The sequence below is a fragment of the Dorea ammoniilytica genome (genome assembly GCF_025567415.1).
In the GTDB taxonomy this organism is placed as follows: Bacteria; Bacillota; Clostridia; order Lachnospirales; family Lachnospiraceae; genus Claveliimonas; species Claveliimonas ammoniilytica.
The window spans coordinates 372,975-397,395 of sequence record NZ_JAOQJV010000001.1; the positions used below are offsets into that span (position 1 = coordinate 372,975).

General features: G+C 43.2%; 20 protein-coding genes. 1 reads left to right on the plus strand and 19 read right to left on the minus strand.

Annotated features, from left to right (window positions below):
* Positions 1–134: 134 nt before the first annotated feature.
* The 13 genes from OCV65_RS01830 to OCV65_RS01890 form a co-directional block, all read right to left on the minus strand.
* Positions 135–1,316, minus strand: a complete 1,182-nt coding sequence (locus OCV65_RS01830) for an iron-containing alcohol dehydrogenase (RefSeq protein ID WP_118383907.1) — start codon at positions 1,314–1,316, stop codon at positions 135–137.
* A gap of 139 nt (positions 1,317–1,455) precedes the next feature.
* The gene (locus tag OCV65_RS01835; protein ID WP_262580732.1) at positions 1,456–2,727 is read right to left on the minus strand and encodes an FN3 associated domain-containing protein; all 1,272 of its coding nucleotides are present in this window, start codon (positions 2,725–2,727) and stop codon (positions 1,456–1,458) included.
* A gap of 3 nt (positions 2,728–2,730) precedes the next feature.
* The gene (gene folD, locus OCV65_RS01840; RefSeq protein ID WP_262580733.1) at positions 2,731–3,582 is read right to left on the minus strand and encodes a bifunctional methylenetetrahydrofolate dehydrogenase/methenyltetrahydrofolate cyclohydrolase FolD; all 852 of its coding nucleotides are present in this window, start codon (positions 3,580–3,582) and stop codon (positions 2,731–2,733) included.
* Positions 3,583–3,702: 120 nt separating this feature from the next.
* Positions 3,703–5,373, minus strand: a complete 1,671-nt coding sequence (locus tag OCV65_RS01845) for a formate--tetrahydrofolate ligase (protein WP_262580735.1) — start codon at positions 5,371–5,373, stop codon at positions 3,703–3,705.
* 43 nt (positions 5,374–5,416) lie between these two features.
* Positions 5,417–7,867, minus strand: coding sequence for an FtsK/SpoIIIE family DNA translocase (locus tag OCV65_RS01850; RefSeq protein ID WP_262580736.1), 2,451 nt, complete (start codon positions 7,865–7,867; stop codon positions 5,417–5,419).
* Positions 7,868–7,975: 108 nt separating this feature from the next.
* Complete coding sequence (locus OCV65_RS01855; RefSeq protein WP_118451952.1) at positions 7,976–8,665, minus strand: ClpP family protease; 690 nt, start codon at positions 8,663–8,665, stop codon at positions 7,976–7,978.
* Between the two features lie 67 nt (positions 8,666–8,732).
* Positions 8,733–10,013 (minus strand): O-acetylhomoserine aminocarboxypropyltransferase/cysteine synthase family protein, encoded by a 1,281-nt coding sequence (locus tag OCV65_RS01860; RefSeq protein ID WP_262580737.1) that lies wholly within the window; start codon positions 10,011–10,013, stop codon positions 8,733–8,735.
* 34 nt (positions 10,014–10,047) lie between these two features.
* Entirely contained in the window at positions 10,048–10,779 is a 732-nt protein-coding gene (locus OCV65_RS01865) for a YebC/PmpR family DNA-binding transcriptional regulator (RefSeq protein WP_118383913.1), read from the minus strand.
* Between the two features lie 55 nt (positions 10,780–10,834).
* The gene (locus OCV65_RS01870; RefSeq protein WP_262580738.1) at positions 10,835–11,617 is read right to left on the minus strand and encodes a hemolysin family protein; all 783 of its coding nucleotides are present in this window, start codon (positions 11,615–11,617) and stop codon (positions 10,835–10,837) included.
* A gap of 14 nt (positions 11,618–11,631) precedes the next feature.
* Positions 11,632–11,979, minus strand: coding sequence for a type II toxin-antitoxin system PemK/MazF family toxin (locus tag OCV65_RS01875; RefSeq protein ID WP_118383915.1), 348 nt, complete (start codon positions 11,977–11,979; stop codon positions 11,632–11,634).
* A gap of 86 nt (positions 11,980–12,065) precedes the next feature.
* The gene (gene alr, locus OCV65_RS01880) at positions 12,066–13,232 is read right to left on the minus strand and encodes an alanine racemase (RefSeq protein WP_262580781.1); all 1,167 of its coding nucleotides are present in this window, start codon (positions 13,230–13,232) and stop codon (positions 12,066–12,068) included.
* Positions 13,232–14,743: an NAD(P)H-hydrate dehydratase gene (locus OCV65_RS01885; protein ID WP_262580739.1), complete on the minus strand. Its 1,512-nt coding sequence runs from the start codon at positions 14,741–14,743 to the stop codon at positions 13,232–13,234. Before OCV65_RS01885 ends, alr begins: the two co-directional genes overlap by 1 nt.
* 98 nt (positions 14,744–14,841) lie before the next feature.
* On the minus strand, positions 14,842–15,489 hold the full coding sequence (locus OCV65_RS01890) for a redox-sensing transcriptional repressor Rex (RefSeq protein WP_118383917.1): 648 nt from the start codon (positions 15,487–15,489) through the stop codon (positions 14,842–14,844).
* A 146-nt stretch (positions 15,490–15,635) separates the two neighbouring features.
* Here OCV65_RS01890 and OCV65_RS01895 point away from each other — a divergent pair, with 146 nt between their 5' ends.
* Positions 15,636–17,552 carry an ABC-F family ATP-binding cassette domain-containing protein gene (locus OCV65_RS01895; protein WP_262580740.1) on the plus strand — a complete coding sequence of 639 codons (1,917 nt, stop codon included), beginning with the start codon at positions 15,636–15,638 and terminating at the stop codon, positions 17,550–17,552.
* Between the two features lie 73 nt (positions 17,553–17,625).
* Here OCV65_RS01895 and OCV65_RS01900 read toward each other — a convergent pair whose 3' ends face one another.
* From OCV65_RS01900 to polA, 6 genes are read right to left on the minus strand one after another with little or no spacing between them, the layout of a single operon-like run.
* Positions 17,626–18,489 carry a DegV family protein gene (locus OCV65_RS01900; protein ID WP_118383919.1) on the minus strand — a complete coding sequence of 288 codons (864 nt, stop codon included), beginning with the start codon at positions 18,487–18,489 and terminating at the stop codon, positions 17,626–17,628.
* Between the two features lie 15 nt (positions 18,490–18,504).
* The gene (locus OCV65_RS01905; protein WP_262580783.1) at positions 18,505–19,869 is read right to left on the minus strand and encodes a PFL family protein; all 1,365 of its coding nucleotides are present in this window, start codon (positions 19,867–19,869) and stop codon (positions 18,505–18,507) included.
* Between the two features lie 31 nt (positions 19,870–19,900).
* On the minus strand, positions 19,901–20,173 hold the full coding sequence (locus OCV65_RS01910; protein ID WP_118383921.1) for an ACT domain-containing protein: 273 nt from the start codon (positions 20,171–20,173) through the stop codon (positions 19,901–19,903).
* Positions 20,174–20,203: 30 nt separating this feature from the next.
* On the minus strand, positions 20,204–21,001 hold the full coding sequence (locus OCV65_RS01915) for an MBL fold metallo-hydrolase (RefSeq protein ID WP_118383922.1): 798 nt from the start codon (positions 20,999–21,001) through the stop codon (positions 20,204–20,206).
* A 53-nt stretch (positions 21,002–21,054) separates the two neighbouring features.
* The gene (gene coaE / locus OCV65_RS01920; protein ID WP_262580741.1) at positions 21,055–21,666 is read right to left on the minus strand and encodes a dephospho-CoA kinase; all 612 of its coding nucleotides are present in this window, start codon (positions 21,664–21,666) and stop codon (positions 21,055–21,057) included.
* Between the two features lie 10 nt (positions 21,667–21,676).
* Positions 21,677–24,292: a DNA polymerase I gene (polA, locus tag OCV65_RS01925; protein ID WP_262580742.1), complete on the minus strand. Its 2,616-nt coding sequence runs from the start codon at positions 24,290–24,292 to the stop codon at positions 21,677–21,679.
* Positions 24,293–24,421 lie beyond the last annotated feature (129 nt).

A 24,421-nucleotide genomic window follows, 5' to 3' on the forward strand; every position in this document is an offset into this window, starting at 1 on the left:
TTCCTCCTGTCTATTGATTTTACTAATAATGATAATGTATACATCTGAAAATTTCAAGGAAAGTTTACAAAAGAAAAGCAGATTCCCTGAAATTGCCTGAATTTACAGAATCTGCTTTCCTGAATTTCTGAAATTTAGAAGTCTACTTCTGTACCATAATATGTACACTCAAACAGTTTTTTCATTGTCTCCGGATCGATAGTTCTTGGATTAGATCCTGTACATGCATCACCGACTGCAAGCTCTGCAATCTTATCAATCTTTTCTTTAAATTCATCCTCATTGATTCCAAATTCTTTCAAAGTCTTTGGAATATTGAGTTTTACATTGAACTCATCAATCTTCTCACACAGACTGTTGATCAATGCTTTTTCAGATATTCCTGCCAGTCCCATTCTACGTGCGATCTCGGCATAACGCTTAGCGGCTATCGGATCCTTGGCGTTGTATTTTATAACATATGGCAAATAAATCGCATTGGCACATCCATGCGGAATATGTCCGGTAGAGAATGCAGCACCCGTCTTGTGCGCCATAGAATGAACAATGCCAAGTAAAGCGTTAGAGAATGCCATACCTGCAAGACACTGTGCGTAATGCATTTGTTCTCTCGCTACCTTGTCACATTTATAGGATGCCGGCAGATAATCAAGAACCATCTCGATTGCCTGCAATGCAAGCGGATCTGTGAATGGACAATTCAGTGTAGATACATACGCTTCAATCGCATGTGTCAATGCATCCATTCCGGTATAAGCAACCTGTTTGATTGGAAGTCCCATAACCAGTTCCGGGTCAACAATTGCCACATCAGGTGTAATATTAAAGTCAGCCAGCGGATATTTTACTCCGGTCTCATAATTTGTAATTACAGAGAATGCCGTAACCTCTGTAGCTGTACCAGATGTAGAAGGAATTGCACAGAATTTTGCTTTCTGACGCAGTTCCGGGAAATTAAACGGAATACAAAGTGCTTCAAATGTGGTATCCGGATACTCATAGAAAGCCCACATAGCTTTGGCTGCATCAATCGGTGATCCACCACCCATTGCTACGATCCAGTCTGGTTGGAACTTACGCATTGCTTCGGCACCTTTCATAACTGTCTCAACAGACGGATCAGGTTCTACACCTTCAAAAAGTTCAACTTCCATTCCGGCATCTTTCAGATAATCGACTGCTTTGTCAAGAAATCCCTGTCTTCTCATAGAACCTCCGCCAACTACAAGAATTGCTTTTTTACCTTTTAGGTTCTTAAGCTCCTCCAGGCAACCCATTCCATGGTATACGTCTCTAGGTAATGTAAATCTGCTCATAATTAATCGCTCCTTTGTATAATGGATTACTTTTTTACATTCACATTATACGACCGTTATTTATTTAACACAATAGTTAAATAAATAACGGATTGTACTTTTTTACGCACAATCCGTTTATATTGCATTGGATATTATTCTATTCAGTCCGTTCGTAATTACGAGTAGTAACACCACTCAAACGTCCTTTTCCATTCACAAGAACCGCTTTGAAAATAGTAGTTCCTTCCGGCATGGAAATCGGATCTGTATATTCTTCTGAATCTTCATCTGGGGTAGATCCATCTGTTGTATAATAAGCTGTATAGCCGTCCGGCACAACAATACTGATCTTTGTATCGGTATCATACTGACCGGTAGACGGAGATACGGCAGGTGCATCTTCGATTGGCAGTTCTACTTCATAAGTCTTACTTACGGTAAGACTTGGAATGCCGTTCGCATTGACAGATACTGCTTTGATTTCTGTCTCACCCTCAGAGATCTGAATTGGTTTTTCGTATTTGATACGAGTTTTAGATGAAAATGGATCACTTCCATCATCGGTATAATAGATATTCTTCTCCGTTGTAGTCAATGAAAGCTGCTGAACATCGTCAAAACTTTCACTGTCATCCAGGCTGAATTCTGGTGAATCTGACGCGTATTCCGTAAGCTGATCAGCCACACTGGACTTAGCCCCGTCTAATATTAACGGAATTTCGCCCTGATTCTTAGTATCTTCATAGAATTTAAAACATGCCTTATATACATCAACACTATCCGAATATTTATCTACCGCACTTAACAGGATCTCTTCCGCCTTGTCACTCTCATTCTGCTCAATATACAGTTCAGACAATCCCTCATATGCTTCTGCTTTCTTAGGCTTCTTCTTAATAGCTTTCTTAAACTGTGTTTCCGCTTCCGTATAATCTTTACTGCTCAGTGCTTTATAACCTTTCTTCACATAACCATTATACGAAAACTGATACATGATCAATCCAGCGATCACAAGAATCACAAGAAAAATACCGGTAAGAAGCAGCGCTCTTTTTCTCTTTTTCTTCTTCAGAGCTTTTTTCCTGGCAACACGTCTCCTGCGTTCTTCCTGCGGAGTAAGTTGTCTTCTGGATCTGTCCTCTCTTTTAGGTCGACGTTGTCCGGACGAAGTCCTACGCTGACCGGATGAAGTCCTGCGAGAAGACTGACCTCCACGTGTACCGGAATTTCTTCTCGCTGTCGGTATCGTGCTTGTCTGATAATCATAGTCATCAAGTGGTGTGTCAGAACCATCGATTGCACCTTTTACCTGTGCAGCAAGCACATCGTCTAAAGGATTGTAATCCGGTACAATGCGTATCTCTGCCCCACATTCTTCACATCTAAGCGCGCCCTCCGGCATCTCTGCGCCACAGCGTCTACATCTCATGTTCTACTCTACCTCCTGACCCTTCGCTGCTTCTACACAATTGTACATCAGCATAGCGATTGTCATAGGACCGACTCCACCTGGCACCGGAGTAATTGCTGATACTTTATCTTTTATATCATCAAAGTCCACATCACCACATAACTTGTTTTCTTCGTTACGGTGCATACCTACGTCAATAACTACCGCACCTTCTTTCACATAGTCTGCTGTGATGAATTTCGGTTTGCCAATGGCAACTACAAGGATATCAGCTCTTCCTGTAACTTCTTTCAGATCTTTGGTCCTGGAGTGCGTGATCGTAACCGTTCCATTTTCACGAAGAAGCAGAATAGACATCGGTTTGCCTACAATGTTACTTCTTCCTACAACCACACATTCTTTTCCTTCTATTTCAATTCCGGAGCGTTTCAGAAGCTGGATGATTCCCGCCGGTGTGCAGGATACAAAGCCCGGTTCTCCGATACAGAGTCGTCCTACGCTTTCAGGATGAAATCCGTCCACATCTTTATCCGGTGAAATCGTACGGATAATCGTATCTGCATTAATATGCTTTGGAAGCGGAAGCTGTACCAGAATACCATGTACATTATCATTCTCGTTCAATTCTTTTACTAACTTCACCAGTTCTTCTTCTGTAGTCTCTTCAGGAAGCTCGTAAGAAAGTGATTCGATTCCTACATAGGCACATGCTCCTTTTTTATTGCGTACATAAATGCTGGATGCAGGATCATCTCCCACCTGAATTACTGCCAGGCAGGTCTCCACACCCTGTTTCTTCAATTCTTCAACGGTTATCTTCAACTCATCCTTGATCTCGGTAGAGATTTTCTTTCCATCAATCAATAACGGCATAATTCCAATTCCCCTTATATTTATATATTATGATGTTGGGGTCAAAAGCCCCAACTATGATGCCTGCGGATTGTTCCGTGCTATGCACTCCCACAATCCTGGCATCATATTCTATACTTTTTAGAACAATCCTGTGATCTGACCATCCTCAGTTACGTCAATATTATTGGCAGCCGGAACCTTCGGAAGTCCAGGCATCGTCATAACAGCTCCTGTCAGTGCTACTACAAATCCTGCACCTGAACTTACATAAGCTTCACGGATATGTATATCAAAATCTGTCGGTCTGCCAAGCTTCTTAGCATCATCAGACAGTGAATACTGATTCTTTGCCATACAGACAGGCATGTTGCCAAATCCCATCGCTTCAATCTTGGCGAGTTGTTTGGCTGCCTTAGGCTCAAAGATCACACCTCTTGCACCATAGATTTCTTTAGAGATAGTCTCAATCTTTTCCTGCAGAGACAGACCGTCCTCATACAGCGGATGGAAATGACTTTCCTTGTTCTCCAATGTTTCAAGTACTTTTTCAGCAAGAGCGATACCGCCCTCTCCACCTTTTTCCCATACCTCAGAAAGAGCAAATTCACAGCCTCTCTCTTCACAGAATCTGCGGATATATTCATTCTCTGCATCCGTATCTGTCACGAAAGAATTCAGCGTAACAACTACCGGTACATCATATTTCTGAATATTCTCAATATGTTTTTCCAGATTCACAATACCTTTTGCAAGCGCTTCCAGGTTCTCATCAGAAAGCTGATCTTTTGGTACTCCGCCATTATACTTCAATGCGCGCACTGTTGCAACCAATACTACTGCATCCGGCTTCAGACCGGACATACGACATTTGATGTCCATAAATTTTTCAGCGCCAAGATCTGCACCAAATCCAGCTTCCGTAATCGTAATATCTGCCAGTTTCAATGCCATTCTGGTAGCACGTACACTGTTACATCCGTGGGCAATATTGGCAAATGGTCCACCGTGTACAAGCGCCGGTGTATGCTCCAGCGTCTGGATCAGATTTGGTTTGATAGCATCTTTTAAAAGTGCTGTCATTGCTCCGGTTGCCTGTAAATCATCTGCTGTTACAGGATCACCCTGGAAGTTATATGCTACAATAATGCGTCCCAGTCTTGCTTTCAGATCCTTTATATCTTCTGCAAGACAGAGAATAGCCATGATCTCAGAAGCAACTGTAATTACAAAATGATCCTCTCTTACCATTCCATCCGTCTTGTTACCAAGTCCGACTACAATATTACGCAGGTTACGGTCATTCATATCTACACAACGTTTCCATACTACCTGACGTGGATCAATGCCCAGCGCATTGCCCTGCTGAATATGATTATCCAATAATGCTGCAAGCAGATTATTCGCTGAAGTAATTGCATGAAAATCTCCTGTAAAATGCAGGTTCAGATCTTCCATCGGCACAACCTGTGCATATCCGCCACCGGCAGCTCCTCCTTTAATACCGAAACATGGTCCAAGCGATGGCTCACGAAGTGCAATAATAGCTTTTTTATTCATCTTGGCAAATGCTTCACCAAGTCCTACTGTAGTAGTAGTCTTACCCTCGCCTGCTGGAGTAGGATTGATCGCTGTTACAAGAACAAGCTTGCCGTCTGGGTTATCCTTTATCTTATCATATAAATCATCTGAAAGTTTTGCCTTATACTTACCGTATAATTCCAGATTGTCTTCCTCAATTCCGATCGATGCGGCTACATCTCTGATATGGCTCATTTCTGCTTCCTGTGCGATTTGAATATCTGTTTTCATGTTCTTCATCCTTTCTTTCATTCATTAGTGTCTAGTAACTATATTAAACATACTCTTCTATGTACTGTTCAAACTCTTCCATAGACATGAGTACCTTTCTTGGCTTTGTTCCCTCTTCCGGTCCAACCACACCTGCTTCACAGAGCTGATCCATAATTCTTGCGGCACGGTTAAAGCCGATCTTGAACATCCGCTGTAACATTCCAATAGACGCCTTTTCTTTGTCGATGATCAGCTTACCTGCATCTACAAAATAGGCATCTCGTTCGCTTGCACTGTCACTGCCAGACATCATATTTCCACCGGCAGCGCTGGAATTCATGTGTTCTACCACTTCCTGGCTGTAAGCAGCATCTCCATTGTGATCTTTCAGATAATCGGTTACCTTCTGAACCTCCTTGTCCGAAACAAATGCTCCCTGCACACGGACCGGTTTCTGATAACCGCTCGGATAAAAGAGCATATCACCCTTTCCGAGGAGCTTCTCAGCTCCGTTCATGTCAATGATCGTCCTTGAATCCACACCCGATGATACAGAAAATGCAATTCTGGACGGCATATTGGCTTTAATCAGACCAGTAATGACATTAACAGACGGTCTCTGAGTTGCAAGTACCAGGTGAATGCCGGCTGCTCTTGCAAGCTGGGCCAGACGACAGATAGATTCTTCCACCTCACCTGGTGCCACCATCATCAGATCGGCAAGTTCGTCCACAATGATTACAATCTGCGGCATAGTATCCGGCTTATTGCCGTTCTCATCCGGTTCCAGCTGACTTACTTTCTCATTATATCCTTTCATATCACGGACTTGATGCTCCGCAAATGCCTGATAACGTCTTGTCATTTCCGCAACTGCCCAATTAAGAGCTCCTGCAGCTTTCTTCGGGTCTGTTACTACAGGAATCATCAGATGCGGAATGCCATTGTATACGCTTAATTCTACTACTTTCGGATCCACCATGATCAGTCGCACCTGATCTGGTGATGCTTTATATAAAATACTCATGATCAATGTATTGATACACACAGATTTACCGGAACCGGTCGCTCCTGCGATCAGAAGATGCGGCATCTTGGCAATGTCAGCCACAACACATCTTCCCGCAATATCCCGGCCTACCGCAAAGGATACATTTGATGCACTGTTTTTAAATTCAGTCGACTCCAGAAGATCCCGCAGCATAACTGCAGAATTTTCTTTATTTGGCACTTCGATACCCACCGCTGCTTTTCCTGGGATCGGTGCTTCAATACGAATATCCGCAGCCGCAAGATTCAGCTTGATATCATCAGCAAGTCCTACAATCTTGCTGACTTTCACACCCTGCTCCGGCTGAAGCTCATATCTGGTAACAGCTGGTCCACAGCTTACATTGGTAACCGTTACATTCACGCCGAAACTGTGCAGTGTATCCTGCAGCTTTCCGGCGGTTTCGCGAAGATGTGTATCCGAATCCCCACCACCTTTTTTACCTCTTGTAAGCAACGAAAATGGAGGCGTATGATAAGTCTCATTCTTAACTTCATTTTCTGAAACTGCCTGAGCTACGTTTGCAGTCTCCTGAGCAATCGCATCTGCCCCTGCCTTTTTCCTGCTTCTCTTTGCCGGGGCTTTCGGATCCTCTAAAGATTCTACAGCCGAATCCGTATCAAATGGATCCGGCAGATCGTCTGGCTGCGCAGCCATCTCCGGCTGTGTCCTGTTAATCACCAGATCCTGTGTATCTTTCGTGTTTGGCTGAACTGCTGACGGAATATCGGTCTTAAGCTCGTCAGCTTTCATCTCTTTCATCTCCGGAGATCTTCCGCTCAATGTTGTATCAAAAGATACTCCCTCCACGTGACGGTCTTTTCTCTTTGATGCAGTCTTCTTTTCTGCTTTAGCCTGTTCCAGTTCTTTTTCTTCTCTGGCTGTGCGTCGTTCTTCCCTGCGTCTTGCAGATGCTTCGCGCCTTCTGGTATTGGACTCTTTTGCATGTGAATAAGCGCGATCGCTCTGCTTCTTTACACCTTTGAGAACGGAACGCCCGGTGATGATCACTATTCCAATGATCAGCATAATAATCAAAATCACATATGTACCTGCCACTCCGAGAGCCGGTGACAGGATGTCTGCAAGCGATCCTCCGACAGTACCTCCCGCATCACTGATCAATTCAAATAAACCACATAAAATCAGGAAACAGATCACAGCTGCGCCGGATTTCCAGTATGCGATACGATTATGCTTGTTCGATACCAGAAATGCTGTTACTCCAAATAACAGAAAAGGTACAAGATACGCACCTGCACCAAAGCTTTCCATCAGGAAAGCCGAAGCTGACGCCCCAAGTGTCCCACCAAATCCAAAATTACTGATCAGAAGAAGTATGCTGACAGCCAGCACAATCCATATAATTATTTCATCAATTACAAAATTCTCTCCCGTTTTCTTCGTTGTCTTCCTGGTGGTCTTTTTAGACGTACTTTTCTTCTTAGACTTCGAAGCCATATAATCCCCCCTGTTTCGCGCATCGTATCTATAGGCATATCATCACAAAGTATAGATACACATACTATTTAAAGTATATCATTTTTACAAGAGACTGTCATTATTTAATTATCCATTTTCTGTTCCATTTTCATCGATCATTTGATGCAGTTTCGCCAGTGCTTCTTTTAATCCTCCCACTTCATCAATGAGACCGACTGCAACTGCTTCCGGGCCTTCCAGCATTGTTCCCACATCTTTGACAAGCTGTGTTGGATTCAGCATCAGTTCTTCAATCTGATCCTGCGTCATATGGGAATGTTTTGAAAGAAATGCCGTAATCCGATCCTGCGTTTTTACCATATTGCGAAAACTCTGTTCTACCCCGATGAACATTCCATTGGATCTTACCGGATGGATGATCATGGTTCCACTTGGTACAATAAAAGAATAATCAGCTGCTACTGCAAGAGGACCACCGATAGAATGGCTTCCTCCGAGCACCAACGACACCGTAGGCTTACTGAGAGACGCGATCATTTCTGCAATCGAAAGTCCTGCTTCCACATCGCCACCCAGAGTATTTAACAGAATCAGCAGACCATCTATCTCACAACTGTCTTCTATTTCCGCAAGCATGGGAAGCAAATGCTCGTATTTGGTTGCCTTCGTGCTTCCGCTGACCGCATCATGTCCTTCTATCTCTCCGATGATTGTGATTAATTTAATTCTGTGGTGCGCACGGCTTTCATCAAGATCCAGTGAACCAGTTTCTTTGATCTCTGCTTTTTTCTCCTGCTTTTCTTCATTTTTCTGCATATAAAAACACCTCCATACCATTTAGTATGGAAGTGTTATATAGTTCTTATTCATGTATACAGGATTCTTATACCTGTTCCAGTGCCTGTTCTACATCAGCGATAATATCATCAGCATTCTCGATACCTACACTGAAACGAATCAAATCCGGCTGTACCCCGGCTTCCATCAGTTCCTGATCATTCATCTGGCGATGTGTGTGACTTGCCGGATGCAGTACACAACTCCTTGCATCTGCCACATGAGTTACGATCGCAACCATTTTCAGGCTGTCCATCATCTTCACTGCGCTGTCACGTCCGCCCTTCAGACCAAATGTAAGCACACCGCATGTTCCGTTTGGCATATATTTCTGAGCCAGTTCATACTGAGAATCACCTTCCAGTCCCGGATAGTTAACCCACGCCACCTTTTCATGTCCCTGCAGATATTTCGCAACCTTCAATGCGTTCTCACAATGACGAGGTACACGAAGATGTAATGTTTCGAGTCCCAGATTCAGCAAAAATGCATTCTGCGGTGCCTGGATAGAGCCAAGGTCTCGCATCAGCTGTGATGTAGCTTTTGTTATGTATGCAGCCTTGCCGAATTTCTGTGTATACACGATGCCATGGTAGGTCTCATCCGGTGTGGTGAGTCCTGCAAATTTGTCACCGTAAGCTTCCCAGTCAAAATTACCACTGTCTACGATCACACCACCTACACAGGTCGCATGTCCGTCCATATATTTGGTAGTTGAATGTGTTACAATATCCGCACCCCACGCAAATGGTCTGCAGTTGATCGGTGTGGCAAATGTATTATCTACAACAAATGGTACACCGTGCGCATGTGCTGCTTTGGCAAACTTTTCAAAATCAAGAACAACCAGTGCAGGGTTTGCAATAGATTCACCAAATACAACCTTTGTATTATCACGAAACGCGGCATTCAAATCTTCCTCACTGCAGTCCGGCTCAACAAAAGTAGCCTCAACGCCCATCTTCTTGATGGTGTGAGCGTAAAGATTATAAGTACCGCCGTACAGTGCAGATGCACATACAATATGATCTCCTGCTTCCACAATATTCATGATCGCATAGAAATTAGCTGCCTGTCCCGATGAAGTAAGCATCGCTGCCACTCCACCCTCCAGATCACAGATCTTTGCAGCTACCGCATCATTGGTCGGATTCTGCAACCGTGTATAAAAATATCCGCTCTCTTCCAGGTCAAAAAGTCTTCCCATCTGGTCACTGGAATTATATTTAAATGTTGTACTCTGATAGATTGGCAGAACTCTTGGCTCTCCATTACCCGGTTTATATCCTGACTGAATACACTTAGTTTCAATCTTATAATCACTCATCCTCTCGATGCCTCCTTTTATCCTTTATCCATAATTATTCATCCCAGTTATGATATACATCCTGTACATCATCGTCATCATCCAACAGATCCAGGGTTTTCTGAATATTCTGAATATCCTTAGGATCAGTAAGTTCTACATAAGTCTGCGGAATCATGGTTACTTCTGCAGACGCCATATGAATTCCTGCTTCTTCAAGTGCTTCACGCACCTCACTGAAATCATCTGGATCCGTCAGAATCTCAAAGCTGTCATCTTCCTCAGCAAAGTCTTCTGCACCTGCATCTAGAGCCTGCATCATAAGATCATCGGCATCTCCATCGTATTCTTCCTTATCTACAATAATCTGTCCCTTACGGTCAAACATAAAAGATACACATCCCGGTGTACCGACGTTGCCATTACCTTTTGTAAATGCACTCTTAACATTAGATGCCGTACGGTTCTTATTATCTGTCAGTGTCTCGACTATAATTGCCGTACCATTCGGACCGTAACCTTCGTATGTAATATGTTCGTAATCTGCTGATCCGCCTTCGCCTGCAGCTTTTTTAATATTTCTCTCAATCGTGTCATTTGGCATATTGTTAGATTTAGCCTTTGCGATAACATCACGCAGACGGCTGTTGTTAGCCGGATCAGCGCTTCCACCTTCTTTTACCGCTACTGCAAGCTCTTTACCGATTTTTGTAAAAATCTTACCTTTTGCCGCATCATTTTTTTCTTTTTTATGCTTAATATTGGCAAATTTTGAATGTCCTGACATCTTCTTCTCTCCTTATCTTCTATTAGTTCGCATACATTTTATTTTATCATGCATATTACATTTTTTCAATCTTTACTGATTGAATCGCATTATTGTCTACTTCCAGCACTGTAAACAGATATCCATCATAAAGTACTGTGCTGTGCTCATCCTCTCCGGGGATTCTGTCAAGCTGATGGATCAGAAATCCGTTTAACGTCTCATACTCTTCCTTATCAAAATGAATATTCAGCAGATCTTCCAGATCCTCCAGGTCAGTAAAGCCATTGACTTCATAGGATCCATCTGCCTGTACTTCGATATCCTCTTCCTCTTCATCGTATTCGTCCATAATATTACCTACGATTTCTTCCAGAATATCTTCCATAGCTACCAGCCCTGAAGTCTGTCCATACTCATCAATGACAATTGCAATATGATTATTTCCTTCCTGCATTCTGCGGAACAGTGTATCTATGCTCTTGGTTTCAGGTATGTAATCTACCGGACGGATATACCCTTTCAGTTCTTTGATCGGACGATTGCGGTTGGCTTCGGTAAAATAACAGGTCATAGCATCCCGAAGATGAATGGTTCCTATAATCTCATCAATATCCTCCCGATATACCGGGAATCTGGAAAAACGTTCTCCCAGCATAAACTTGAGTGCAGTTTCCAGTGTTTCCTCTTCATCGATACCCACAATATCACGTCGATGTGTCATAATATCTTTTGCATCCTTATCAAGATAGCGGACAATATTGCGGATCAGTTTCATTGCCTGACTTCCGACTTCTTCTGTCTCGCCTTCTTCTCGAAATATCTGTCTCATCCGATGAAACAAACTTCGTTCTTCCATATCCATACTCCTTTTTATGTATGAAGCGCAAGGCTGACCCTTATCGCTTCATCAACGCTTCTCATTCGTTCTTTATCCAGATGACCGATCATATCTTTTAGCCTCTGCTTATCAATCGTTCTTATCTGTTCCAACAGAATTACAGAATCCTTCATGATCTGACATCGTCTGGAATCAATCTCTATATGCGTAGGCAACTTTGCTTTGTTCATTCTGGATGTAATCGCTGCGCAAATGACAGTCGGACTGTATCTGTTACCTACGTCATTCTGTATGATCAGCACCGGCCTGATGCCTCCCTGTTCCGAGCCGACTACCGGGCTGAGGTCAGCATAATAAATATCTCCACGTTTTACCTGCACCTGTTTTCACTCTCCATATTTCTGATAAAAACAGTATTTCCATCTTTTTTCAGATGTATTCTATTGCAGTTCTTCATTCGATATATTTATGCGAAATAATCAATCTGCTCTATGACTTTTCCATCTTTCAGAAATTCTCTCGGTATTCTCTTACCCAGGTCACAAACAAATTCATAGCTGAAACGACCGGACAGATCACTGAGCGTCTCTACCGGAAGGTAATTGTCTCCGTCCCGACCGATAAGTACCACGCGGTCTCCATATGCCACATTTTCAATTTCTGTACAATCTACCATAAACTGATCCATACAGATTCGTCCGAGGATCGGGGCTTTCTTGCCATGGATCAGTACAAAGCCTTTATTAGACAGACTTCTCGGATATCCATCTCCATATCCTACCGGTACAGTTACAATCCTGGTCGGACGTTCGGTCACAAACGTACCGCCATAACTTACCGGAACTCCTGCCTCTACCCATTTCACATGGGAAACATGACTGATCAGTTCCATAGCTGGTTTCAGATGCACATGCTGCTGATCTACTTCGTCTGAGGGATACAGACCATAAGTAGAAATACCTGATCTTACAATATCCATATAGGTCTCTGGCAAATCAAGAATCGCCGCACTGTTTGCACAGTGATAATGCTTAAATGTGACATTTCTGTCCTCCAGTGCTTTACACATCCACAGATAGCGCTCCAACTGTTTATGGGCATAAGCTTTGTCTGCTTCATCTGCTTTGGAGAAATGTGTATACATTCCTTCCATCTCAATGCCTGGAAGCTTTGCAATCTCTGCGATTGTATCTGCATTCTCCTCATCGATCTGGAATCCAAGTCTCGACATTCCAGTGTCTAATTTGATATGGACGTACGCTGTCTTTCCAAGCTTTACTGCTGTCTCAGAAATCTGCTCTGCGATTTCTTTCGTATAACAGGTGAAACGGATCTCATGTTCAATTGCTTCTGCCTGCTGTGATGGAAAAACAGGACCCAATACAAGTATCGGTTTCCTGATACCGTTTGCACGCAGAATCACACCCTCATCCGGTGTGGCTGTAGCAAATCCCCACAGGTAGTTTTTTTTCTCCAGATCACATGCGATTGGTACCGCCCCGTGACCGTAGCCATCCATCTTGACAACAGCCATGATCTTAGTCGCATCACCAACCGTTTCATGCATCTGATCCATATTATATTCTATGGCGTCCAGATCAATTCTGGCACACACTCTTGTATATTCTTTCATCATTTTTCCGCCTTCCAGTTTTCTGTCATTTGGATCGCTGATCCAAGTGCATCAGCAAGATCCCTCGCCAATACACTATAGCACCCCATTTCATTTCTTGCAATATCTCCCGCAAGTCCATGGAGATAAACTCCAAGAACAGCGGCATCATAATTATCACATCCCTGCACCATAAGTCCGCCAATAATTCCGGCCAGCACATCTCCGGAACCTGCTTTTGCCATTGCAGCATTTCCAGTAAGATTCACATACATTCTTCTGCCCTTTGCTCCCACAAAAGTACGTGCATCTTTTTGTACCAGAGTAACATCTAAAGTTCTTGCCGTCTGTTCCAGGACCTCTCTTCGATGCATTTGTATCTCGTTGACAGGCCGTCCTGTTAATCTGGATAATTCCTTCAAATGTGGAGTCAGTACATAATTGCCTTCTGCCAGCTGGTCCTTCCATTCCGGATGCGCCGCCAATATATTAATTCCGTCCGCATCAATCAGACATGGCACATTTATTTCTTTCAAAACGGTATTTACAATCAGATCTGCGACATCAGATCTTCCAAGACCTGATCCTATACAGACTGCATCAGCCCACTCCAGTACCGACAGAAGACTTGCTTTGTCATATTCCGTATATGTTGTGATAATAGCTTCCGGAATCAGCTGCTGTAATATACTTCGGTTATCTTCAGTGGTATAAATGCGTACAAGTCCTGCTCCCATGCGATAAGCAGCACAGGCGCTTAAGAATGCAGCTCCTGCCATTCCACTGCTTCCGGCAATTAATAATAATTTTCCAAATGTACCTTTATGCGCATATGGCGGACGTTCAGGCAGAAGTTTGGCAATATCACTCATTTCTAATGCATATGCAGTATCCAGCTGTTCCTTTACTGTAAAACTGTCAATTCCGATATCTGTCACGCAGACTTTTCCGGTATACAATGCACCGGAAAACAGAAACAGACCCAGCTTTCGTTCCTGGAATGTTACGGTTGCATCTGCCTGAAACGCTTCACCGAATACACGTCCATCCGTAGCTGAGATACCGGACGGAATATCAACCGCGAGTTTCCGTCCTGATGACATATTCATATGTTGAAGCATTTCCAGATAGTGTCCTGTAATCTCACGATTCAATCCTACACCAAACAATGCATCAATTACAATGCTGTAATCATTATCCTGCCATTCTGTAAGCAGCGTTCCTCCACACTGTTTGAACTGATCCATCTGATATATACACTCTTCTGTTCGGCTTGTCATCCGTCCGGCAAATACTGCTGTCACCTGGCAGCCTTTCTCTTTCAGAATACTTCCAATAGCAAAGCCATCGCCTCCGTTATTTCCTGATCCACACACAATGCATACATGTGTCAGCGGCCACTTTTGTTCTTCTATATAATCAGTACAGGCCGCAGCAGCCCGTTCCATCAGTGTTCTGGATGAAACTCCCAGATCCTGTATAGTATGACTATCCGCACTTTTCATCTGTTCCGCATTTAATAAATACTGCATATACTTCCTTTCTGCCTTAGGCGCAGATCACTGCAAAAAAAACGACGTGTAAAGAAGTCTGCTTTCACAGCCCGCATTACACGCCATTATTCTGTCTGTTATTTGTCTGCATGATCCTCATTATATCGACTGATATTATAAGATAATCTCATTAAGCTTTCTGATAAATGTACACTTTCTACAATTACATTATCCGGTACATTCAGATCTACATGCGCAAAATTCCAGATGGCCTGAATACCGGCATCTACCAGATCCTTCGCCACATCAATTGCGCATTCCTTCGGAATTGTAAGAACTGCAATCTCGATATTATTCTCTTTAATGAAATCTTTCATCTCACTCATCATACGAACCGGCACATCACGAATTGACATACCTCTCAGTGTAGGATTCACATCAAAGATACCTTTCAGGATAAATCCTTGATTTTCAAAATGTGAATAATTTGCCAAAGCCTGTCCCAAATTACCTGCGCCAACGATTATAAAATTATGCTTGTTCTCCAATCCAAGGATTTTACCAATTTCAGTATGAAGATATTTTACATTATAACCATATCCCTGCTGACCAAATCCGCCAAAGTTGTTCAAATCCTGTCGAATCTGTGATGCAGTAAGTTTCATTCTTTTACTTAAATCATTAGATGATATACGTTCGACACCATCTTCTAATAATTCACCCAGATATCGGTAATATCTTGGAAGTCTGCGAATTACCGCCTGAGAAATCTTTCTTGTCTCCACTGTTGTTCACCTACCCATAATATTATGGAATAATTATATCGGATTGTTAACGCAAAGTCAAACTTTTGTACAAACTTTCATTAACTTTAGTTGTATTTTCTGTTCTTTTCGGTATAATGATACACAGAGAATTATGGAGGTGTATCATGATTTTAGCATGTCATGATGTTTCCAAAGCATTTGGGGAACACGTTATTATACAAAATGGCTCTTTTCATATAGAAGACCATGAAAAAGCAGCCCTTGTCGGTATCAATGGTGCCGGCAAGTCTACTCTTCTGAAAATGATCGTCGGCGATCTTACAGCTGATGGCGGTACGATCACCCTTACAAAAGGTAAGACACTTGGTTATCTGTCCCAGCATCAGGAGCTGGTATCCGGCAATACAATCTACGAAGAAGTACGTTCAGCCAAGGCCGATGTCATTGCTATGGAATCACGGATCCGCGAGATTGAAAAAGAATTAAAAGACCTGACCGGCGATGAACTGGAAAGCCGGTTGAATACTTATCACAATCTGACCAGTGCCTTTGAACTGGCAGATGGTTACTCCTATGAAAGCGAGATTGTCGGTGTATTAAAAGGTCTCGGCTTTGCTGAGGATGAGTTTGACAAGCCCGTAGATACGTTGTCCGGCGGTCAGAAGACTCGCGTATCTCTCAGTAAGCTTCTGCTTACCAGACCAGATATTCTTCTGTTGGACGAGCCTACCAACCACCTGGATCTGAATTCCATTGCATGGTTGGAGACCTACTTATTGAATTATTTTGGAGCGGTATTGATTGTATCCCATGACCGATATTTTCTGAATAAAGTTGTTACAAAGGTTATTGAAGTAGAAATGGGTAAACTTTCCGTATTTCAAGGCAATTACTCTGCTTACGCCGAGAAAAAAGAAATGCTCCGTGAAGCAAGATTAAAAGAATACTTAAATCAACAGCGTGAGATCAAACATCAGGAAGCTGTTATTGAAAAACTCCGCTCTTTCAACCGGGAGAAGTCTATTAAGCGTGCAGAAAGCCGTGAGAAGATGCTGGAACGTATTCAGCCTGTAGAAAAGCCTCTGGAGCTTCATACGGATATTCATTTAAAGCTGGAGCCTTCTGTCGTCAGTGGTAATGACGTGCTGTCGGTAGAACATCTGTCCAAAGCATTCCCGCCGCATACTTTATTTCAGGATATCAGTTTTGAGATCCACCGCGGCGAGCACGTAGCGATCATCGGTGACAATGGAACCGGAAAGACTACACTGCTGAAGATACTGAATCAGGTTATTCCGGCAGACAGTGGTACTTTTACCCTCGGTTCCAAGGTAAAAATCGGTTATTATGACCAGGAACATCACGTCCTGCATATGGACAAAACAATCTTTGATGAGATTTCTGACGATTATCCGACGCTAACCAATACACAGATCCGAAAGACACTGGCGGCTTTTCTCTTTACCGGCGATGAAGTGTTTCAGCAGATCAGTTCTTTAAGCGGTGGTGAACGTGGGCGTGTGTCACTTGCCAAGCTCATGTTGTCTGAAGCGAATTTCCTTATCCTGGACGAACCTACCAACCACTTGGATATTACTTCTAAGGAAATTCTTGAAAAAGCTCTGAATGATTATACCGGTACGGTACTCTATGTATCTCATGACCGATATTTTATCAACCGTACAGCTACAAGAATTCTGGAGCTGACCGAACAGACATTTGTCAATTATATTGGTAACTATGATTACTATCTTGAAAAGAAAGATGAACTGACCCAGGCTTATGCCGGCGTCTCTTCCGCTCCATCTGATGTATGTGCACCGGAACCAGAATCTCAGGCTAAGCTCAGCTGGCAGGAACAGAAAGAAGCACAGGCTAAGGAACGCAAACGTCAGAATGAATTAAAAAAGACAGAAGAACGCATTACTGAACTGGAAGAACGTGACGGCGAAATTGACGAACTAATGGTTCAGGAAGAGATCTATACCAATTCTGTAAAATGCCAGGAACTGGCACTGGAAAAATCTAAAATCGCAGAAGAATTAGAAGAACTTTACGCCAGATGGGAAGAACTGGCGTAACAAACAGATATATGAAAACGCCCGCTAATAGACGGGCGTTTTTATCATGGTAACGAACAAAATATCTGTAAAATCAGCTGAGTTCCGGTACTTTCCTGCTACATGCAATTGCTCTGGCACCATGTCCAATGTGGCAGGCTACACTTAATGACAACGGATCCATATGCACTTCATATTCCGGAAATCTATTTTCCACTTCTGCTTTCCATTCTTCAGCTTCTTCTGCCGAACAGGTATACGCAACCTGCAGATACATCTCCTGTCCTGCAAACCGCTCTGTCAGATCCTTTTCCATTGCATCCAACATCGTCTTCTTCGCGCTCTTCCATCCTCTTGACTTAGAAAAAGAATCCAGCTTTTCTCCCTGAATCGTAAGAACCGGTTTCAGATTCAGGACTGAACCGATAGCTGCTGCTGCGGGTGTTACGCGACCACCTTTTTTAAGATATTTCAATGTATCTACCGTAATATAGATGCTGGCCTCCAGCTTCTCACGCATTAGAATATCATGGATCTCCTTCGCGTTCATTCCTTTTTCTGCCAAAGCAATGGCATCCAGAACCGATTGTCTCATGGTAACCGAAATACGTTGATTATCTACCACATATACTTTTCCATCCATGTCCTGCGCAAGCATCTGCGCAGTGGCACAGGAACTTGACAATCCGCTTGACATCGGAATATGCACTACCTCATCATATTCTTCCAGTGCTTTCTCCCATATATCCAGCACATCTCCCGGCGAAGGCTGCGAAGTAGAAATGTCTGCATCCTGAGTCAGACGTTCATAGAATTTTTCCTGAGTCAGAGATATATCTTCGTAGAACAGTTCTCCATCAATATAAAAAGGCATCGGAAGAACAAAGATTCCAAGTCTTTTTGCTTCCTCCTGTGTAATTCCACTGTTGCTATCTGTAACAATTGCTACTCCGCTCATGTTTAAACTTCCTCTCTAATTCTTAAAACTATGTATCGGTGCAGGGATTCGTCCCTGTCTGTTTATAAATGCGCTGCAGTCAAACTCATTCACCGGCATGATCGGGGCATAACCCAGCAAACCGCCAAATTCTGCCGTCTCTCCTACATCCTTACCAATAACCGGAATCAGACGGACCGCTGTCGTCTTATTATTCACCATACCAAGTGCCATCTCATCTGCAATAATACCGGAAATAGTTGCCGCACTGGTCTTTCCAGGAATTGCAATCATATCAAGACCTACGGAACATACACAGGTCATGGCCTCCAGCTTTTCAAGATTCAGCGCACCAAGCTTCACTGCATCAATCATACCCTGATCTTCACTGACCGGAATAAATGCGCCGCTTAAGCCTCCTACATAAGAGGAAGCCATAACGCCACCTTTCTTCACCTGATCATTCAACATAGCAAGTGCTGCTGTAGTACCCGGTGCACCTACACGTTCCAGACCGATCTCTTCCAGGATCTCAGCCACACTGTCACCCACTGCCGGAGTCGGTGCAAGAGACAGATCGATAATTCCAAACGGAATACCCATACGTTTGGATGCCTCACCCGCTACCAGTTGTCCTACGCGGGTAATCTTAAATGCTGTCTTCTTAATCATCTCACACAGCTCCTCAAAGCCCTTACCTCGCACCTGTTCAATTGCTTTCTTTACAACGCCAGGTCCGCTGACACCTACATTGATCACAGCATCTCCTTCTGTAACGCCAAGGAACGCACCCGCCATAAACGGATTGTCATCCGGTGCATTACAAAATACCACCAGCTTTGCACATCCCAGAGAATCATTATCTTTGGTTGCTTCTGCTGTCTCTTTTACGATCTCGCCGCACAGGCGAACAGCATCCATATTAATTCCGGTACGAGTAGATCCCACATTGATAGAACTGCACACACGTTCCGTACAGGCCAGTGCTTTCGGCACAGACCGAATCAGATTCTCTTCGCTTGTAGTCATAGCCTTTGATACCAGCGCAGAATATCCGCCGATAAAATTGACACCAACTTCTTTCGCGGCCTTATCCAGTGTCTTGGCAATCTCAACATAATCATCCGGAGTCTTGCAGGCTGCTGAGCCCACCAGAGCGATCGGAGTAATAGAGATACGCTTATTTACAATCGGAATACCAAATTCACGTTCAATATCCTGACCTGTACTCACCAGATTACTGGCAAGCGTTGTAATCTTTTTATAGATATTATCATTCAATCTATCAAGATCCGAATCGATGCAGTCCATCAGACTGATACCGAGGGTAATCGTTCTTACGTCAAGATTCTCCTGCTCGATCATTTTATTCGTTTCATTTACTTCATATACGCTAATCATGATTTTCTTTGCCTCCGCCATAGCATCCAACTTACAGTCTGTGCATTTTTTCAAAAATTTCTTCTCTCTGGCAGTGAATGCTTACACCGATTTCTCCGCCAAGTGCTTCCAGTTCAGCTGTATATTCCTGAAATTCCTTAGAAGCCCCGTCAACATCCACGATCATTATCATATTAAAGAAGTCATCAATGATAGTCTGCGAAATATCCAGAATATTAATTCCGGTCTCCGCAAGATAGGTACATACCTTTGCAATAATTCCTACAGTATCTTTTCCAACTACAGTAATCACACACTTTTTCATATTCTTCCTCCTGTTAAACATATGTATTGATTATACAGTAATAATATCCGAACGATGATCCCTTTTGGCAACAGCCAGAGGTATTTCATCTCCCTTATACGGATTATCCCCAAGTGTAACCTCTAATTTAACCGTCTCATACGCAAGTTCTGCATAATTATTCTCCTTACTGAGATGCCCAAGCATGACACTTTTCAGGTTGTCATGTAGTATATCACAAAGAAGCCGTCCTGACAATTCATTTGACAGATGTCCCTTATTTCCCATTACACGCTGTTTCAATGGATAAGGATAAGGTCCAACTTCCAGCATATGAATATCGTGGTTTGCTTCCAGCAGGATCGCATTCACATCCTTCAGATGTTCAATGATATAATCATCGTAAATTCCAAGATCAGTAGCCACCGCGACGCTCTTGCCATCCGCACGCATCCGATAACCACATGGTTCCGCTGCATCATGAGAAATGGCAAATGGCTCTACCTGCACATCCCCCAGTGTGAATGGCTCATCTGTATGGATTTCACGAAAAAGTTCCGGCAAGATTTTGCCAAGACTTTTGCTTTTTTTCACTGCATTCAGTGTGCCTGGCGTGCCATAAATCGGCACTTCATATTTCCGGCTGAATACCCCTAGTCCCTGAATATGGTCAGAATGTTCATGGGTAATAAGGATCCCATCAATCTCCTCTCCTTTGATCTCCAGGTCATGAAGTCCTTCTTCTATTCTCTTTTTACTGATGCCTGTATCAATCAGCAGATGCGTGTGGTCTGTACCTGTATAGATACAGTTCCCACTGCTTCCGCTAGCTATACTGCATAATCTCATCTATTGTTCTCCAGTCTATTGCTTTTATGCTATTTAGCACATTCTCTCTATTATTATACCTGACTTTTCTTTATGCCAAAATCCTTCAGCATATCATCCAGCTGTTCTCTGGTGTCATCAAAGCTCCGGCTGTTATCTACTGCACGGTCGCTGTGCTCCAGAAATTCATCCCTGCTTTTCTGTGCACGGAACATATCCTCGATCTTCTCTTCACTATATCCTCTGGATAATTTAAGTCGTTTCTTACGTACTTCTTCATTGGCATAGATATACCACACTTCATCACAGATCTCGTCATAGTGTTCTTCCAGGAGAAGTGCCGCCTCCAGTACAAAAAGCTCTGTTCCCTGCTTTATCTCCTGACGGATTTTCCGGCGGATATTTTCCTTCACAGCCGGATGAACAATCGCATTCAGCACATGGAGCTCTTCGTCATCCTTAAACACAATCCGTGCCAGATGCGGACGATCAATTCTGCCATTCTCATCTAAGATGTCCTCTCCAAAATGCTCAACGATTTTATTATAACAGATTGTACCCTTTTTTTGCAGATTCTTTGCAACAAGATCTGCCTCACACACAACTGCGCCATATTTCTCTTCCAGATAGCGGAGCACTTCGCTCTTTCCAGAGCCAACTCCACCTGTAATCCCTATGATCTTCATGTATATTCTCCTATTTTGCTTCATACCAGTTATTGCCGGTATGCATATCAACCAGAAGCGGTACCTTAAGGTCTGCCGCACGTTCCATTTCTTCCTTTAAAATCTCCTCTACCTGTTCCAGTTCCGGAATATAAGTCTCAATCAGGAGTTCATCATGTACCTGAAGAACAAGTCTGGATTTCATCTGTTTTTCTTTCAGCCTTCTGCTAACGCCAATCATCGCCACTTTAATAATGTCAGCTGCTGTTCCCTGAATCGGCGCATTCATCGCCACACGCTCTCCAAATGATCTCTGCATATAATTGGACGACTTCAGCTCCGGCATCGGGCGTCTTCTTCCAAACAACGTCTCCACGTATCCATGTTCCCTGGCAGACGCAACCGTATTATCCAGAAATGTCTTGATTCCCGGATAGGTCAGAAAATACTGATCAATGTATTCTGCCGCTTCTTTTCTGCTGATACTTAAATCCTGGCTCAGCCCAAAAGAACTGATGCCATACACGATTCCAAAATTAACCGCCTTGGCATTTCTTCTCTGAAGATCCGTCACCTCGTCAAACGGTACATGGAAAACCTGAGAAGCCGTAATTCTGTGAATATCCTGAGCCTGACGATAAGCATTGATCAACATATCATCTCCGGAACAATGCGCAAGAATACGAAGCTCAATCTGCGAATAATCTGCATCCACAAACACAAAACCATCTTCCGGAATGAACACTTTACGAATCAGCCTTCCAAGTTCCATACGAACCGGAATATTCTGCAGATTAGGTTCTGCGCTGCTGAGACGTCCCGTAGCTGTAATAGTCTGATGGAACTTCCCATGTATCCGTCCATCTGCCTGAATAAAACCAGCCAATCCATCCGCATAAGTCGACTTGAGTTTTGCCATCTGACGGTATTCCAGAATCTTCGCTACAATCGGATACTCCGGTGCCAGCTTCTCCAATACATCTGCCGCTGTCGAATATCCGGTCTTTGTCTTCCTTCCGCCCTGTAATCCCATTTTTTCAAACAGGATCACGCCTAATTGCTTCGGTGAATTAATATTAAAAATCTCGCCGGCCTCTTCATATATTTCCTGTTCCAGTTCATGGATCCGCACGCCAAGCTTCTCACCATAAGCTTTCAGCTCATCAGCCTCTACGCGGACACCACACTGTTCCATATCATACAATGTCTCTACAAGCGGCATCTCTACGTCCACAAACAGCTTCCACATATTGTTCTCTTTCAGCTGTTCCTGCAAAATTGGTGCAGCCTTCCATCCGGTATATGCTTCGTAACAGGCTTTGCTGTCATCAGGAAGCTTATCTTCAATCAGCAGATTCAGCCGTTCTCTGGCAACATCCTCGCCGGTATAATCACTTTTCAATGGGTTCAGCAAATATGCTGCGATTGTTCCGTCAAAAGAATGTGAAACCGGAAGACTGCCAAGTTCTCCCATTGCATTCTTTACGTCAAAGAATATGCAACATTCATTCTTCTCCACAAGCTGCACGGTCTGCTCCTTCAGCCATGCCGAAGATATATCATTTCCAGTCTTTATATAATACACATGCTCGTCTGAACAGCATAGTGCAATTCCTGCGAACTCTGCCAGGTCAGCAAATAATGGAAGCACATCCTCTGTATTCTTACAAAGTGCAATGCCAACACGCTCAGCTTTTGCCGCATCTGTGAAAATCTGTTCAGCTTTCTCTTTATTTGTAATCGTCTCAAATGCGTCCTCAATCTTATTCGACAGTTCCGATGTCTCAAATCTTCCCAGCAGATTTTTAAACTGCAGCTTCTGAAAATACACATATGCTTCGTCTGTATACAAATTACCGAGTTTCGCATCCGCAAACTCATAATCAATCTCTGCATCCAATTTGATCGTAGCGAGTGTCTTGCTCAAAACTGCCAGATCCCAATGTTCAATTATTGCCTTCGATGCACGCGGCGGCTTCAATTCGGAAGCATGCTCATGTGCATTTTCGATAGAATGATACTCGGTAATGATCTTCGTTGCAGTCTTCTCGCCTACCCCCGGCAATCCCGGTATATTATCTGAGGTATCTCCCATTAACGCTTTCAGATCAATAAACTCCGTTGGAGTTACCTGATATACATTCAAGACATCTTCCGCATAATAATCTTCAATCTCTGTCTGTCCTTTTTTCGTCTTTGGAATACGAATCTTTACATGCTCCGTTGCAAGCTGTAAAAGGTCTCTGTCACCACTGATCACAGACACTTCCAGCCCCCGTCTCTCAGACATTCTGGAAATAGTTCCGAGAATATCATCTGCTTCCAGACCGGCTTTTTCTATAATTTTAACTCCCATTGCCTGCAGGACTTCCTTGATTACAGGAACCTGCTGCCGGAGTTCTTCTGCCATCGGCTTTCGCGTGCCTTTATATTCCTCAAACATCTCATGACGAAATGTCGGTGCATGTACATCAAAGGCCACCGTCAGATACTCTGGCTTCTCCTGATCCAGAATCTTAAACATAATGTTCAGGAACCCATATACTGCATTCGTGTGAAGTCCATCTGCGTTAGTCAGATCCGGAACTCCGTAGAATGCACGATTCAATATACTGTGTCCATCAATCAATACGATCTTTTCAGCCATTCTAATTACCTCGTAGATTATTCAAATCTCAATTTTATAAATCAAACTTTAAAAATGCCCTGCTATTACTCCAAGGTACTTTTATTATTATAAAAGGCTTACCCTGTTACTGGCAAGCCTTATTTTCAT

What these genes read in the sequence shown, in the direction of transcription:
- OCV65_RS01830 (WP_118383907.1), bottom strand. Translation starts at nt 1,316, where the DNA reads ATGAGCAGATTTACATTACCTAGAGACGTATACCATGGAATGGGTTGC.
- OCV65_RS01835 (WP_262580732.1), bottom strand. Translation starts at nt 2,727, where the DNA reads ATGAGATGTAGACGCTGTGGCGCAGAGATGCCGGAGGGCGCGCTTAGA.
- folD (WP_262580733.1), bottom strand. Translation starts at nt 3,582, where the DNA reads ATGCCGTTATTGATTGATGGAAAGAAAATCTCTACCGAGATCAAGGAT.
- OCV65_RS01845 (WP_262580735.1), bottom strand. Translation starts at nt 5,373, where the DNA reads ATGAAAACAGATATTCAAATCGCACAGGAAGCAGAAATGAGCCATATC.
- OCV65_RS01850 (WP_262580736.1), bottom strand. Translation starts at nt 7,867, where the DNA reads ATGGCTTCGAAGTCTAAGAAGAAAAGTACGTCTAAAAAGACCACCAGG.
- OCV65_RS01855 (WP_118451952.1), bottom strand. Translation starts at nt 8,665, where the DNA reads ATGCAGAAAAATGAAGAAAAGCAGGAGAAAAAAGCAGAGATCAAAGAA.
- OCV65_RS01860 (WP_262580737.1), bottom strand. Translation starts at nt 10,013, where the DNA reads ATGAGTGATTATAAGATTGAAACTAAGTGTATTCAGTCAGGATATAAA.
- OCV65_RS01865 (WP_118383913.1), bottom strand. Translation starts at nt 10,779, where the DNA reads ATGTCAGGACATTCAAAATTTGCCAATATTAAGCATAAAAAAGAAAAA.
- OCV65_RS01870 (WP_262580738.1), bottom strand. Translation starts at nt 11,617, where the DNA reads ATGGAAGAACGAAGTTTGTTTCATCGGATGAGACAGATATTTCGAGAA.
- alr (WP_262580781.1), bottom strand. Translation starts at nt 13,232, where the DNA reads ATGAAAGAATATACAAGAGTGTGTGCCAGAATTGATCTGGACGCCATA.
- OCV65_RS01885 (WP_262580739.1), bottom strand. Translation starts at nt 14,743, where the DNA reads ATGCAGTATTTATTAAATGCGGAACAGATGAAAAGTGCGGATAGTCAT.
- OCV65_RS01895 (WP_262580740.1), top strand. Translation starts at nt 15,636, where the DNA reads ATGATTTTAGCATGTCATGATGTTTCCAAAGCATTTGGGGAACACGTT.
- OCV65_RS01900 (WP_118383919.1), bottom strand. Translation starts at nt 18,489, where the DNA reads ATGAGCGGAGTAGCAATTGTTACAGATAGCAACAGTGGAATTACACAG.
- OCV65_RS01905 (WP_262580783.1), bottom strand. Translation starts at nt 19,869, where the DNA reads ATGATTAGCGTATATGAAGTAAATGAAACGAATAAAATGATCGAGCAG.
- OCV65_RS01910 (WP_118383921.1), bottom strand. Translation starts at nt 20,173, where the DNA reads ATGAAAAAGTGTGTGATTACTGTAGTTGGAAAAGATACTGTAGGAATT.
- OCV65_RS01915 (WP_118383922.1), bottom strand. Translation starts at nt 21,001, where the DNA reads ATGAGATTATGCAGTATAGCTAGCGGAAGCAGTGGGAACTGTATCTAT.
- coaE (WP_262580741.1), bottom strand. Translation starts at nt 21,666, where the DNA reads ATGAAGATCATAGGGATTACAGGTGGAGTTGGCTCTGGAAAGAGCGAA.
- polA (WP_262580742.1), bottom strand. Translation starts at nt 24,292, where the DNA reads ATGGCTGAAAAGATCGTATTGATTGATGGACACAGTATATTGAATCGT.